The sequence below is a fragment of the Falsiroseomonas frigidaquae genome, assembly GCF_012163145.1.
GTDB lineage: Bacteria > Pseudomonadota > Alphaproteobacteria > Acetobacterales > Acetobacteraceae > Falsiroseomonas > Falsiroseomonas frigidaquae.
In genome coordinates this window covers 725,861-739,128 of sequence record NZ_JAAVTX010000003.1, presented here as the reverse complement: position 1 = coordinate 739,128, position 13,268 = coordinate 725,861, and the positions used below count along the sequence as shown (strand labels likewise).

General features: G+C 70.3%; 12 protein-coding genes. 7 read left to right on the top strand and 5 right to left on the bottom strand.

What is annotated here, in order from left to right; all coding sequences use genetic code 11:
• Position 1: 1 nt before the first annotated feature.
• Together HB662_RS12495 and HB662_RS12490 are read right to left on the bottom strand one after the other, a co-directional pair.
• Positions 2-973, bottom strand: a complete 972-nt coding sequence (locus HB662_RS12495) for a quinone oxidoreductase family protein (RefSeq protein ID WP_168050022.1) — start codon at positions 971-973, stop codon at positions 2-4.
• Positions 970-1,500, bottom strand: a complete 531-nt coding sequence (locus HB662_RS12490) for a methylated-DNA--[protein]-cysteine S-methyltransferase (RefSeq protein WP_168050021.1) — start codon at positions 1,498-1,500, stop codon at positions 970-972. Before HB662_RS12490 ends, HB662_RS12495 begins: the two co-directional genes overlap by 4 nt.
• Positions 1,501-1,664: 164 nt before the next feature.
• Between HB662_RS12490 and HB662_RS12485 the strand changes: the two genes are divergently transcribed.
• Genes HB662_RS12485 through HB662_RS12460 form a run of 6 tightly spaced genes read left to right on the top strand, consistent with a single transcriptional unit; the run spans position 1,665 to position 7,615 of the window.
• Positions 1,665-2,057 carry a (2Fe-2S) ferredoxin domain-containing protein gene (locus HB662_RS12485; RefSeq protein WP_342449499.1) on the top strand — a complete coding sequence of 131 codons (393 nt, stop codon included), beginning with the start codon at positions 1,665-1,667 and terminating at the stop codon, positions 2,055-2,057.
• A 37-nt stretch (positions 2,058-2,094) separates the two neighbouring features.
• On the top strand, positions 2,095-3,420 hold the full coding sequence (gene mnmE, locus HB662_RS12480; protein WP_168050020.1) for a tRNA uridine-5-carboxymethylaminomethyl(34) synthesis GTPase MnmE: 1,326 nt from the start codon (positions 2,095-2,097) through the stop codon (positions 3,418-3,420).
• Positions 3,421-3,439: 19 nt separating this feature from the next.
• Entirely contained in the window at positions 3,440-5,314 is a 1,875-nt protein-coding gene (gene mnmG / locus HB662_RS12475) for a tRNA uridine-5-carboxymethylaminomethyl(34) synthesis enzyme MnmG (protein WP_168050019.1), read from the top strand.
• A 27-nt stretch (positions 5,315-5,341) separates the two neighbouring features.
• The gene (gene rsmG, locus HB662_RS12470; RefSeq protein ID WP_245185589.1) at positions 5,342-5,962 is read left to right on the top strand and encodes a 16S rRNA (guanine(527)-N(7))-methyltransferase RsmG; all 621 of its coding nucleotides are present in this window, start codon (positions 5,342-5,344) and stop codon (positions 5,960-5,962) included.
• Positions 5,943-6,758 carry a ParA family protein gene (locus tag HB662_RS12465; protein ID WP_168050018.1) on the top strand — a complete coding sequence of 272 codons (816 nt, stop codon included), beginning with the start codon at positions 5,943-5,945 and terminating at the stop codon, positions 6,756-6,758. Before rsmG ends, HB662_RS12465 begins: the two co-directional genes overlap by 20 nt.
• Positions 6,755-7,615 carry a ParB/RepB/Spo0J family partition protein gene (locus tag HB662_RS12460; protein ID WP_168050017.1) on the top strand — a complete coding sequence of 287 codons (861 nt, stop codon included), beginning with the start codon at positions 6,755-6,757 and terminating at the stop codon, positions 7,613-7,615. Before HB662_RS12465 ends, HB662_RS12460 begins: the two co-directional genes overlap by 4 nt.
• Before the next feature lie 26 nt (positions 7,616-7,641).
• Here HB662_RS12460 and HB662_RS12455 read toward each other — a convergent pair whose 3' ends face one another.
• Positions 7,642-8,796, bottom strand: a complete 1,155-nt coding sequence (locus tag HB662_RS12455; RefSeq protein ID WP_408871628.1) for a DegT/DnrJ/EryC1/StrS family aminotransferase — start codon at positions 8,794-8,796, stop codon at positions 7,642-7,644.
• A gap of 885 nt (positions 8,797-9,681) precedes the next feature.
• Here HB662_RS12455 and HB662_RS12450 point away from each other — a divergent pair.
• Complete coding sequence (locus tag HB662_RS12450) at positions 9,682-11,757, top strand: methyl-accepting chemotaxis protein (RefSeq protein ID WP_168050015.1); 2,076 nt, start codon at positions 9,682-9,684, stop codon at positions 11,755-11,757.
• Between the two features lie 72 nt (positions 11,758-11,829).
• On the opposite strand, the gene HB662_RS12445 is transcribed toward HB662_RS12450, so the two are convergent.
• A complete protein-coding gene (locus HB662_RS12445; protein ID WP_168050014.1) occupies positions 11,830-12,702 on the bottom strand; it encodes a GNAT family N-acetyltransferase in 873 nt (290 codons plus the stop codon).
• Between the two features lie 66 nt (positions 12,703-12,768).
• On the bottom strand, positions 12,769-13,266 hold the full coding sequence (locus tag HB662_RS12440) for a Fur family transcriptional regulator (RefSeq protein ID WP_168050111.1): 498 nt from the start codon (positions 13,264-13,266) through the stop codon (positions 12,769-12,771).
• Positions 13,267-13,268 lie beyond the last annotated feature (2 nt).

Here is a 13,268-nt window from a genome sequence, read left to right as displayed (position 1 = left end):
CTCAGGGCATCAGGACGGTGCTGCCGGTGGTCTTGCGGGCTTCCAGGGCGCGATGCGCTTCCGCCGCATCCTTGAGTGCGAAGCGCTGGTTGACGCGGATCTGCACCGCCCCCTTGGCCACCACGTCGAACAGGGCGGAGGCATGGGCCTCCAGATCCTCGCGCTTGGCCGTGTAGGTCGCGAGGGTCGGCCGCGTGAGATAGAGCGAGCCCTTGGCGGCGAGGATGCCGATATCCGTGGTCACGGGGCCGGAGGCGTTGCCGTAGGAAACCATCATCCCATAGGGCGCCAGGCAGTCGAGCGAGGTGGTGAAGCTGTCACGGCCGACGCTGTCGTAGACCACCGGCAGCATGGCGCCACCGGTAATCTCCTTCACCTGCGCCGGCAGCGTCTCGAGCCCGATCACCGCGTGGTCGGCACCATGCGCCTTCGACAGCGCCGCCTTCTCCTCCGTGCTGACGCAGGCGATGACGGTGCAGCCCAGATGCTTCGCCCATTGCGTCATGATCAGGCCGACGCCACCGGCCGCCGCATGGATCAGGATGGTCTGGCCCGGCTGCACCTTGTAGGTGCGGGTCAGCAGGAAACCCGCCGTCATGCCCTGCAGCATCATGGCGGCCGCCTGCTCGAAGGCGATGGCTTCCGGCACTTTCACCAGGCGATCGGCCTTGATGGTTCGCGCCTCGGCATAGGCACCGATCGGCGCGGTGGCATAGGCGACGCGGTCGCCTGGCGCGACATGCGTGACGCCTTCGCCGACCGCCTCCACCACGCCCGCGGCCTCCATGCCGATCGTCGCCGGCAGGGCGGGCGCCTTGTACAGGCCGGTACGGAAATAGACGTCGATGTAGTTCAGGCCGACCGCATGATGACGGACCAGGGCCTCGCCCGGCTTCGGCGAGGGAACGGGCACCTCCTCCCACACCATCTTCTCGGGGCCGCCATATTCGTGGACGCGGATGGCATGGTTCATCGGGGGAGGGTCCCTGCAGATGGGGGGAGGAGGAGTTCAGCCTGTGCCGCGGAGGAAACGGGGTCTGCGACGCTGGACTGGCGCGCGCGACGCTCGAGATCCAGCAGCATGCGCTTGGTCGCGGGACCATCGCCGCCCGAATAGCCGCCAAGCCGTCCGCCCGTGGCGACGACACGGTGGCATGGGATCAGGATCGGGATGGGGTTGCGGCCATTGGCCTGGCCGACGGCGCGAGCCGAGGAAGCAAGGAGCTTGGCCAGATCGCCGTAGGACCGGGTCTCTCCCGCCGGGATCTGGAGAAGTGCCGCCCAAACCCGTTGCTGGAAAGGCGAGCCGAAGGGGGCCAGCGGCAGATCGAAGCTGGTTCGCTGCCCATCGAAGTAGTCCTGAAGCTGCGAAACCGCCTCCCGCAACAACGGCGTTGGCGCCTGATCGCGGCCACGGCCCCAGTCCAGCGCCACGATCGCATCGTCCTCCGCGGAGACGGTGATATCGCCGAGGGGCGTGAGGCAGGTAATCTGGGGCATTCGCTCTCGTCCGGTGGACCACCATGCGCCACACTCTGCCGGTGCTCGTCAAGCCAAGGTCACCATACGGGCTTTCGTTGCCCCTGTCGCGCGCCGGGCATCGCCCTGGCGATGCCGTGCCGCCATCGCTACATGCCGCGCCAAGCCAGAACTCGGAGGCCCTAGTGACCGATGCACTGACCGACGCACTGACCGAAGCCCCTGAGACGCCGCAGGACCCGCCCCCGTACTTCCGTGCGCATGTCTTCGTCTGCTGCAATCGTCGCCCCGACGGCCATCGGCGCGGCTCCTGCGCCGCCCGGGGCAGCGAGGCGCTGCGCGACTACATGAAGGTGCGTACCAAGGAACTCGGACTCAAGGGTGTGCGGGTGAACCAGTCGGGCTGCCTCGACCGTTGCGAATTTGGCCCGGCCCTGGTGATCTATCCGGAGGGGGTCTGGTACAGCCCGAAGACGCGGGAGGATGTGGACGCCATCCTGCAGGCGCATCTGGTTGAAGGCGGTCGCGCCCCGGACCTGATGCTGACCGAGCGCGACGTGCCGCCGCCGAAGGCTTGATCGTGCCCTGTGACGTTTCACGTGAAACATCCGGCGCATGAGCAGCGTGACCGACACGATCATGGCCCGGGCGTCAGGCGCCGGGCCGGCCGCGGTTGCCGTATTGCGGCTGTCCGGCCCGAAATCTGCGATGGTGCTGCAGGCACTGGCCGGCCGCCTGCCTGAGCCGCGCCGCGCCAGCCTGCGCCAGTTGCAGAACGCCGAGGGGGAAGTGCTGGACCAGGCGCTGGTGCTCTGGTTTCCGGCCCCCGGCAGCTACACCGGCGAGGATGCGGCAGAACTCCACCTGCATGGTGGCTTGGCGATTGTCGCGGCCGTCGAGGCGGCGCTCCTCACCCTGGGCTGCCGCCCCGCCGAGCCGGGAGAATTCACGCGCCGCGCCTTCCTGCACGGACGCATCGACCTGACGCAGGCGGAGGGCATCGCCGACCTGATTGCGGCCGAGACGGAAGCGCAGCGCCGCCAGGCCCTGCGCCAGGCCGGCGGCGCGCTGACAACGCTGTACGACGGCTGGACCAACCGCCTGACACGCATCCTCGCGCAGCAGGAAGCCGCGATCGAGTTCGAGATGGACGACCTGCCCAGCGATGTCGGCGCACAGGCGCGCGACGCGGCGATCCAGCTGCGCGCAGAGATTGCCGGCCATCTGGCGGACGGCAAACGCGGGGAGCGCCTGCGGGAGGGCCTGTCGATCGCGATCCTCGGCGCACCGAATGCCGGCAAATCCTCCCTGATGAACGCGCTGGCCGAGCGTGATGCGGTGATTGTCTCACCCCAGCCCGGCACGACGCGCGACATCGTGGAATGCCGCCTTGTGCTGGGCGGCGTGCCCGTCCTGCTGGCCGATACCGCTGGGCTGCGCGCGACACAGGATGCGGTGGAGCAGGAGGGCGTGCGGCGCGCCACGCGCCGCGCGGAGGAGGCGGACCTTGTGCTGGTGGCCTTCGCCACCGACGAACCCCCCGATGCCGGAAGCCTCGCCCTGCTGGTGGCAGGGCGGCAGGTGCTGGTCCTGGCGACCAAATGCGACCTCGCCGAGGCGCCGAAGCTGATCGCCTCTCACCCGGTATTGCCAACCAGCTCGAAATCCGGACGCGGGATCGCGGAGCTGAAGGCGGCTCTGGCCGAGCACGCCGAGCGCCATGCTGGAATCGGCGATGCACCTGCCCTGACGCGCACCCGCCATCGTGCGGCGCTGACGGAGGCCGCCGCGCGGCTGGGCGAAGCCGTGGAGGCCCGGCTGCCTGAACTGGCAGCCGAGGGCTATCGCACGGCCCTGCATGCGCTGGGTCGCCTGACGGGGCGGGTGGAGGTGGAGCAGGTTCTCGACGCCGTGTTCCGCGACTTCTGCATCGGCAAGTAGTCGGCCTATACCGCGCTCCATGGCGATAGATCCGGGCTTCGACGTGGTGGTGGTGGGCGGCGGTCATGCGGGCTGCGAAGCGGCGGCCGCGGCCGCGCGCTGTGGCGCGCGCACGCTGCTGCTGACGCACCGCCTTGACACGATTGGCGAGATGTCCTGCAACCCGGCCATTGGTGGGATCGGCAAGGGCCATCTGGTGCGGGAGGTCGATGCGCTGGACGGGCTGATCGCACGCGCCGCCGATGCTGCCGCGATCCACGCGAAGGTACTGAACCGCAGCAAGGGCCCCGCGGTGCGCGGCCCCCGCATCCAGGCTGATCGCCGCCTCTATCGCACCGCGATGCAGGACCTGCTGGCACGTGAGCCCAACCTCACCCTGCGCGGGGATGCGGCCGAGGATCTGGAGATCGACGCCACCGGCCGGGTCCGCGCCGTGCTCACCGTCAGCGGCGCCCGAATTCCCTGCGGTGCCGCGATTCTCACCACCGGCACGTTTCTGCGCGGGGAAATTCATCTCGGCGACACGCGCATTCCGGCTGGCCGCCGCGGCGAAGCCCCATCGGTGGGACTGGCGCGGACGCTCGACAGGCTCGGCCTGCCGTTGGCCCGTCTGAAGACCGGCACGCCACCCAGGCTCGATGGCCGCACCATCGACTGGGAAGCCCTGGAGCCGCAGCCCGGCGATGATCCGCCGGAGCCGATGTCATGGCTGACGGACCGCATCACCAATCCGCAGGTCGAGTGCCGGATCACCTGGACGACGCCCGCGACGCATGCCCTGATCCAGGCGAACCTGCATCGCTCCGCCGTCTATAGTGGCCAGATCCAGGGCGTCGGCCCGCGCTACTGCCCCTCTATCGAGGACAAGATCGTCCGCTTCGCCGATCGCCAGCGCCACCAGATATTCCTGGAACCGGAGGGCCTGGACGACGACACCGTCTACCCCAACGGCATCTCCACCAGCCTGCCGGAAGATGTGCAGGCGGCGCTGATCGCCTCGATCCCCGGGTTGGCTCGCGCCCGCATCCTGCAGCCCGGCTATGCCATCGAATATGATCATGTCGATCCACGCGCCCTGCACCGGACCCTGGAGGTTCGCAACGCGCCGGGCCTGTTCCTCGCAGGGCAGATCAACGGCACGACGGGCTATGAGGAAGCGGCCGCCCAGGGCCTGATGGCCGGCCTGAATGCCGCCCAGCGCGCCGCCGGCTTGCCACCGGACCGGATCCTGGGGCGGTCCGAAGCCTATATCGGCGTGATGCTGGACGATCTGGTGAGCCAGGGCGTCAGCGAGCCCTACCGCATGCTGACCGCGCGTTCCGAACACCGACTGAGCCTGCGCGCCGACAATGCCGGGCTGCGGCTGACCGGCCACGGCCTGCGCTGGGGCTGCATCGGCAGCCTTCGCGCGGATCGCCACGCCAGCTTCGCCACGGACGTCACCAAGGCATTGCGGCAGGCTGGCGAGGACCAGGCCACGCCCTTCGCCTTGGCCGCCGCCGGCATCCCGATTCGCCAGGACGGCCGCCGCCGCACGGTGCTGGAGGTGCTGGCCCTGCCGGATGTCACCGCCGCCATGGCGGCCATGGCCTTCCCCTGGCTGGCCGATCTGCCGCCTGCGGTCGCGGTCCAGGTGGAGGCCGAAGCCTTCTACGCCCCGCATCTGCGCCGCCAGGATTCGGAGCGCCGCATGCTGGCGCGGGAGGATTCGCTGCCGATCCCGGACGCCTTCGATTTCCGCTTCATTCCGGGCCTCTCGACCGAGATGCAGCAACGACTGGCACGTGCGCAACCGGATAACCTCGGCGCCGCCAGTCGCGTTCCCGGCGTCACGCCCGCTGCTGTCGCCGCGCTGGCCATCCACCTTCGACGCGGCGCGGTGGAGCCGGTATAGGGGTTTCACGTGAAACACCCGGCCCCCTTGATCCCGCACCCCCTGCCTGACCCGATGCCACTGGATGACGCCATCCGGGCGCGGCTGGACGCCTATGTCGAGCTGCTGCTGCGCTGGAACACCCGCATCAACCTGGTCGGGCGTACCACCACGGACCAGGTCTGGCAGCGCCATATCGAAGACAGCCTGCAGCTCGTCCCGCTGCTGCCGGAAGGCGCCGGCCCGATTGGCGATCTTGGCTCCGGCGCCGGCCTGCCCGGCCTGGTGCTCGCCATCGCCACCGGCCGCCCAACCCATCTGGTGGAATCGGATCGCCGCAAGGCGGCCTTCCTGAACGAAGCCGCCGCGCGCCTCGACCTGGCCCAGGTTCAGATCCATGCGACCCGAATCGAGGAGGCGCGCCTGCCGCCACTTGCCGTGCTCACCGCCCGCGCCCTGGCCCCGCTCGGCACATTGCTGGCCTATGCCCACCGCCTGCTCGCCCCTGGCGGCATTGCCCTTTTCCCCAAGGGACGCATGGCCGAAACCGAACTCGCCGAGGCCCAGCCCGCCTGGTCCTTCACCCTAGACCGCTTCGCCAGCCGCACCGACCCGGAGGCCACCATCTTCCGCCTCAGCGATATTCGCCATGTCCAGCCGCAAGCCTGAAGCCCCGCAGCCGCGGGTGCTGGCCTTCGCCAACCAGAAGGGTGGCGTCGGCAAGACGACCACCGCGATCAATCTCGCCACCGCCCTGGCCACGAACCACAAGGTGCTGCTGCTCGACCTCGACCCGCAGGGCAATGCCTCCACCGGCCTCGGCGTCGCGGCACAGGACCGTTCGGCGGGCAGCTATGCGTTGCTGGTGGAAGGGCGTCCGCTCGGCGATCTGCTGCGCCCGACCCAGGTCGCCAACCTGTGGATCCTGCCCGCCGATCCGGATCTCGCGGGGGCCGAGATCGAGCTGGTGGGCCTTGAAGATCGCGAACGCCGGCTCGCCACCGCATTGGCCGATGGGCGGGATGCGCTTGCCGGCTTCGACTACATCTTCTTCGACTGCCCCCCGTCGCTCGGGCTCATCACCCTCAATGCCCTGGTCGCCGCCGATGGTGTGCTGGTGCCGCTGCAGACCGAGTTCTTCGCCCTCGAAGGCATCAGCCAGATCACGCGCACGATCGACCGGGTCCGCCGCGCCTTCAACCCGCGCCTTCGCCTGGAAGGCATCGTGCTGACCATGATGGATCGCCGCAACAATCTGTCGGAACTTGTTGCCAGCGATGTGCGCGGCTTCTTCAAGGACAAGGTGTTCGAGACGGCCATCCCCCGCAACGTCCGGGTCAGCGAAGCCCCTTCCCACGGCCTGCCGGTCCTGCTTTACGATTTCCGATCACCTGGCGCGCAGGCCTATGTCAAGCTTGCCGCCGAATTTCTCAAGCGGGAGCGTGCGCGGATTCGCGCCTCATGAGCAGCACAACACGCAAGCCCACCTCCCGCCTCGGCCGCGGCCTGTCGGCGCTGATCCCGGACGCCCCACCCACCCCGGTGGGTGAGGCGCTGCGCACGGTGCCGGTGGAGGCGCTGGAACCCGGCCCCTTCCAGCCGCGCGGCGGCATGGATCGCGCCAGCCTGGACGAGCTTGCCAGCTCGATCCGCGAGCACGGCATCCTCCAGCCCATCCTGGTGCGTCCCAAGGCCGGCAGCCCGGACAGCTACGAGATCATCGGCGGCGAACGCCGCTGGCGCGCCGCCCAGGCCGCACAGTTGCATGAGGTTCCGGTCGTCATCCGCGACCTCGGCGACCGGGAAGCGATGGCCGCCGGCCTGGTCGAGAACCTGCAGCGCCAGGACCTGAACGCGCTGGAGGAGGCGGAGGGCTACAAGCGGCTGCTCGACGAATTCGGCCTGACCCAGGAACATCTCGGCCAGTCGGTCGGGAAAAGCCGCAGCCATGTCGCCAACACGCTGCGCCTGCTGAACCTGCCCGGGCCGGTTCGGGACCTGGTCCGCAATGGCGTCCTGACGGCGGGTCACGCCCGCGCCCTGATCGGCACGGCAGATCCGGGCCGCTTGGCGGCACAGGTGGTCTCGCGCGGCCTGAATGTGCGCCAGACGGAGGCCCTGGCCGCCGCCAAGCCGAAGCCCGAGGCTACGCCCCCCCGCCCGCAGGACCCGGAAACCCGGGCGCTGGAGCGCGACCTGACGGAGCGCCTGGGCCTGCAGGTGCTCGTACGGCATGCCGGCAAGGGCGGCGAGGTCGTGGTCCGCTACCGTGACCTCGACCAGCTGGACGGCCTGGTGCGGCTGCTCAACGGCGGCGGCTGAGCCGCCGCCGGCCGCCCAGCCTGCCTTCAGACGGCGCCGACTACCGCAGCCACCACCCGCGCCACCTCGGCCTCGGTCAGATAGGGGTGCATCGGCAGCGACAGGATCCGCTCGCACAGCATCTCCGCCACAGGCAGCCCGGGGGCGCCGGCGGCGATGGCGCCCGCATGCGCCGCAGCATAGGCCGGCTGCCGGTGCAGCGACTTCGGATAATAGATCGAGGTCGGTACCCCCGCCGCCTTGCAGGCATCCTGCACCCGCGCACGCTGTCCGGCATCCGCAAGCAGGATGGAATAGAGCCCCCAGGCATGGCCCGGCACCATCTCCGGCACCTGCACCTTGCCCGCCAGCCCCGCATGATAGGCCGCGGCCACCTTGGTACGCGCGGCCAGCTCACCTTCCAGCAGCGGCAGCTTGGCGAGCAGGATGGCGGCCTGGATGGTGTCCAGCCGCCCGTTCATGCCGGTGCGCTCCACCTCGTAGCGGGTCTTGCCCTCGCCATGGGTCCGCAGGCTGCGCCACAGCTCGGCGCGGTCGGCATCATCGGTCAGCAGCGCGCCGCCATCGCCGTAGCAGCCCAGCGTCTTGGTGGGGTAGAAGCTGAGCGCCGTCGCATGCCCCCAGCGGCCAAGCCGCTTGTTGCCGAGCGAAGCCCCATAGGCCTGCGCCGCGTCATCCAGCGCGAACATCCCCTTCTCGGCGCAGATGGCCTCGATCGCCGGCCAGTCGGCGGGCAGGCCGAACAGATCGACGCCCACCACCGCCGCCGGCCGCAGGCGGCCCTCCGCCTCGACCAGGGCGATGCGGCGCTTCAGGTCGGCGATGTCGATGTTGAAGCTCACCGGGTCGACATCGACGAAGATCGGTGTCGCCCCCAGCACCAGCGGCACCTCCGCCGTGGCGGTATAGGTGAAGGCCGGCAGGAACACCGCGTCGCCACGGCCGATCCCTTCGCCCATCATCGCGATCTGCAGCGCATCGGTGCCGGAGGACACGCCGACGCCATGCGCGCAGCCGGAGAAGGCGGCCAGCTTCTGCTCCAGCTCCGCCACCTCCGGCCCATTGATGAAGCGGCCGCCGTCGAGCACCGCGGCCAGGCGCTGGTCCAGCTCCGTGCGGATCAGCGCCTGCTGCGCCTTCATGTCGAACAGGGCAATGGGAGGGAGGCTGGTCATGGGCATCCGTCGGCAGGTTTCGGCGCCTTCCTTACCCCCCGGCCGCCCCCCCGGCCAAATCACCCGGCATTTCGCTGCTTTGCACAACGAAATCCTTCCACCGGACGTTCGGCATATGGGAACCGGCGCGTCCAGTCAGGGGGGTTAGGATGAGTAGTACTCACCAAAAGTCACGCCGGCCGGCACACGCTTGTGGACGTCAGCCACCGATGCGTATCCGCGGCGCCCTTCTGCTCGGCTTCGGGCTGCTGGCCCTGTCTGGCCTCGCCCTGTCGCCCTGGATCGCCGCCGAAGCATGGCAGGACGGCAGGCGGGCCGATCACGCCATCATGCGACCCGCACCATCAGCGATGTACTGCGCGCCCAGTCCACCTACACCACCCAATCCGGCCGCCTGAACAGCGCGACGCTCGTGCCGCAGCCGGATATGGCCGACCTGCGGCAGGGCCACGCGAAGATCACCGGGCTGCTCGGAGCCGCCGCGGCCAGCGCCACGGCGGCAGGCCGCTTATGCCGACCGCACCGGAGCCGGCGATTCGACAGGAGGTCGCGACCCGTGTCGCCGCCCTGCGCGAACTGGCCGGCAGGCGTTCGCTGGCGATGACCGGCTGGATCGGCGGCAGGAGGTTCAGGCCGATCGGGCAAGGCCGATACATTCCCCTATGCCATCCGCGCCGCCTGCAGCGCTACTTACCCCGTAGGCGCGCTCGCGCAGCTAAGCCGTTTCCGTCGCCCTCCGCAGCCGAAACCCGCGACAACAGCCGCCGTGCCGGGGAACGTACACAACGCTGCCGAATAACTGAGCAGTTACTGCGCCGGGAACGGGCGCGAATTAACGCTGCAGCAAGACGCACCTGCGCAAAAGGGGACGATCACGCAAAGGTTATCCCCATGCGCATCCGCAACGTCTTCTTCATGGGCTTCGCCATGATCGCCCTGCCGGGCTTTCTTCTCTCGGCGTGGCTCGCGAATGATGCCTGGCGTAGTGCGCGGCAGGCGGACCGGAGCATTCTCGACACCCGCACCCTCAGCGACGTGCTGCGCGCCCAGATCGGCTACGCCGTGCAATCCGGCCGCCTGAGTGGCGCGCTGGTGCTGCAGCAGCCGAACCTGCCCGAGTTGCGGGAGGGTCACGCCACGGCGCTCCGCATGCTGGGCGCGGCGGAAGCCAGCGCAACGGCCGCCGGATTCGATCCCGTCATCATGCAGCGCACCGCGCAGACGGCAGCCGACCTGCTGCGCCGCGTCACCGAAGCGGCCAACCGCCCGGTCGCGGAGCGTGACCCGGCGATCCTGCGCGACCTGACGCGGGCGCGGAACGAGATCGGCAACGGCATGACCACGCTGGCACAAACCGTGGGCCGGCGCCTGGCCACCACCGCGCCGAACCTCGCGATCCGCGCGGAAGTCGCCATCCAAGCCGCGACCCTGCGTGATCTGGCAGGCCGCCGTGCCCTGTTCATCACCGGTTGGCTGGGCGGCACCCCGGTGCAGGCACCGGCCGTGACCACGGCACGCCTGCTGACCGGCCGCATGCAGGAATCCTTCAGCAATATCGAGCGCCTGGTAGAGGCCCTGGACACGCCGCGCCTGGTGGACGCCCTGGCCGCGCAGCGCCGCAGCTATATCGGCCAGTCCGAGGCGGGCTGGAGCCGGTTGATCGATGAGGCTGCCAACCGCCTCGGCGCGCCACAGGCCGCGCAATCGGCCGCCTGGCCGCTGACGGTCGCACAGTTCCGCCCCTTCTCCGTCGCCGCCCTGGCCGAATTGCTGGGCATGCGCGACGCGGCGCTGGAGGAGGCACTGGCCACCGGCGATGCGACCAGCGCCGCGCATTGGCAGGAGCTGAAGCTCACCGGCCTGGCCATGCTCGCCACCTTCCTGCTGGTGCTGGGGACCCTGCTGGTACTGCTGCGGCGGATCGTGGCGCCGCTGGGTGCGCTGACCAAGGTCGTCGGCCGAATCGGGGGCGGCGAACTCACCCTCGAGGTGCCCGGCCGCGACCGCACCGACGAGCTCGGCGAGATGGCCGGCGCCGTCGAGAACCTGCGCCACGCCTCCCTCCAGCGCGTCGCCCTCGAAGCCGCCCAGGCCACCGAGCAGCAGGCCCGCCTCGCCCGCGCCGCCGAGATCGAGAAGCTCCTGCACGGCTTCGAGGGCGAGACCGCCGACGTGCTGCGCACCGTCGCCTCCGCCGCCACCGAGCTCGACGCCACCGCCGGCTCCATGGCCGCCACCGCCGAAAGCGGCGCCTCCCGCGCCAATGCCGTCGCCGAGGCCTCCGCCCTCGCCAGCACCAATGTCGGCTCCGTCGCCGCCGCCACCGAGCAGCTCTCCGCCTCCATCGCCGAGGTCGTCCGCCAGATCGAGGCCTCCGCCGCCGTCGCCCGCGAGGCCACTGCCGCCGCCGAGGCCACGGATGCCACCGTTCGTGGCCTTTCCGAAGCCGCCTCCCGCATCGGCGACGTCGTCCGCCTGATCGGCGACATCGCCGGCCAGACCAACCTCCTCGCGCTCAACGCCACCATCGAGGCCGCCCGCGCCGGGGAGGCCGGCAAGGGCTTCGCCGTGGTGGCCAGCGAGGTGAAGCAACTCGCCGCCCAGACCGCCAAGGCCACCGAGGAGATCGGCGCACAGATCGGCGCGATGCAGACCGAGACCACCCGCACCGTCGAGGTCGTCCGCGCCATCGCGCGGACCATTGAGACGCTGAACGCCACCACCGCCCAGGTGGCGGAGACCGCTTCCCAGCAGGCCCAGGCCACCGCGGAGATCGGCCAGGCGGTGGCGGAGGCCGCCAGCGGCACCCAGCAGGCCGCCCACCACGCCACCGGCGTCAGCGAGGACGCCGCCCGCACCGGCTCCGCCGCCGCCGATGTCCGCAGCGCCTCCGCCGAACTCGCCCGCCAGGCCGAAACCCTGCGTGGCAAGGTCGACACCTTCCTCGGCGCCATCCGGGCCGCGTAGAGAGCGCAGTGAAGCTTGGCCTCGGCGCCATCCGCGCCGCTTAAGGCGGCAGCAAGGCCCGGGGCGAAAGAATCAGCCTGGGCCGGCTGTCCGCTCGTAGTGCCGGAAGTACTTGTCGGTGATGAGGTCGGTCTTCACCACGATGCAGACATCCGTGGTGTTGAACTGGGGGTCGAGCACCGCCCCGTCGCCGACGAAGCCGCCCAGCCGCAGATAGCCCTTCACCAGCGGCGGCAGGGCGCCGAGGGCGGCCCGCATGTTCATCGCCTCCGCCGGCAGCCGATCCATCGCGACATAGCGCTCCGGCACCGCGCGGGGGCGCAGCGCCGGCGGCGCCAGGTGGTTGGCGTGCAGGTAGCTGAGCTGCGGCGCCAGCGCGTCCAGATCGGTGCCGTGCAGGGACGCGCAGCCGAACATCAGGTCGATCCGGTGGCGGAAGACGAAGGCGGCAATGCCGCGCCACAGAAGCTGCAGCGTGCCGCGGGTGCGATAGGCGCCGGCGACGCAGGAACGGCCCAGCTCCATGATCTGTCCGTCATAGGCCAGCAGCGGCGAAAGGTCGTACTCCGCCGCCGAGTAGAAGCCGCCCAGCCGGTCGGCGGCCTGCCGCCGGATCAGGCGATAGGTGCCGACAACCGCTTCCGCGCCGTTGCCCAGGTCATGGTCCAGCACCAGCAGATGGTCCGCGACCGCGTCGAAGGCGTCGCGGTCGCGCCGGCTGGCGCGGGTCGCGGTGTCCGGATGCGCGCCCATCTCCTCATAGAAGACCTGGTAGCGCAGCGCCTGGGCGGCATCGATCTCGGCCGCGGTCTCGGCCAGGCGCAGGCCGAGATTGCCGGCGCGCAACTCCTCGAACCCCGCCCCCAGCGGCGCCGGAGGGGGGAAAGGCGCGGCTGGCGGGCTGGGCAGCGGCGCGTCGTCCTGCAGGGGGCCGTCGACACTCATGCGAATCCCTTCTCGCATTCATCCACGGCGCAGGATCCGCCGCGGGTTGTCCCCGGCGAGGCGCGCTCAGCCGCGGGTCTTGACCGGGCGGGGCGCGCGGGGCGGCGGGGCGGCGGGGGCGCGGCGGCCGAACAGTTCCAGCCGTTGCCCCACCAGGGTGAATCCGAGCCGCCGGGCGATCGCCTGCGCCAGCTTCTCATGCTCCGGATCCTCAAATTCCAGCACCTTGCCGGTGTCCACGTCGATCAGGTGATGATGATGGCCCCGATCGGTCGGGTCGTAGCGGGCGCGGCCGCCGCCGAAGTCACGGCGCTCGACGATGCCCTTTTCCTCCAGCAGCCGGACCGTGCGGTAGACGGTGGCGACCGAGATCTTGGCGTCCAGGGTGACGGCGCGGCGGTACAGCTCCTCCACGTCGGGATGGTCCTCGGCTTCGCTGAGGACGCGCGCGATCAGCCGGCGCTGACCGGTCATCTTCAGACCACGCTCGACGCAGAGGCGCTCGATCCGCGAGGGATCGGGGCGTTCGGCGTCAGCGCGTGTCGGGGCGTCGGAACTCTGCATGT

Bases quoted from the DNA above. Each gene is read 5' to 3' on its own strand.
- HB662_RS12495 (WP_168050022.1), bottom strand. From the start codon at position 973: ATGAACCATGCCATCCGCGTCCACGAATATGGCGGCCCCGAGAAGATG.
- HB662_RS12490 (WP_168050021.1), bottom strand. From the start codon at position 1,500: ATGCCCCAGATTACCTGCCTCACGCCCCTCGGCGATATCACCGTCTCC.
- mnmE (WP_168050020.1), top strand. From the start codon at position 2,095: ATGAGCAGCGTGACCGACACGATCATGGCCCGGGCGTCAGGCGCCGGG.
- mnmG (WP_168050019.1), top strand. From the start codon at position 3,440: ATGGCGATAGATCCGGGCTTCGACGTGGTGGTGGTGGGCGGCGGTCAT.
- HB662_RS12465 (WP_168050018.1), top strand. From the start codon at position 5,943: ATGTCCAGCCGCAAGCCTGAAGCCCCGCAGCCGCGGGTGCTGGCCTTC.
- HB662_RS12460 (WP_168050017.1), top strand. From the start codon at position 6,755: ATGAGCAGCACAACACGCAAGCCCACCTCCCGCCTCGGCCGCGGCCTG.
- HB662_RS12455 (WP_408871628.1), bottom strand. From the start codon at position 8,796: ATGCCCATGACCAGCCTCCCTCCCATTGCCCTGTTCGACATGAAGGCG.
- HB662_RS12450 (WP_168050015.1), top strand. From the start codon at position 9,682: ATGCGCATCCGCAACGTCTTCTTCATGGGCTTCGCCATGATCGCCCTG.
- HB662_RS12445 (WP_168050014.1), bottom strand. From the start codon at position 12,702: ATGAGTGTCGACGGCCCCCTGCAGGACGACGCGCCGCTGCCCAGCCCG.
- HB662_RS12440 (WP_168050111.1), bottom strand. From the start codon at position 13,266: ATGCAGAGTTCCGACGCCCCGACACGCGCTGACGCCGAACGCCCCGAT.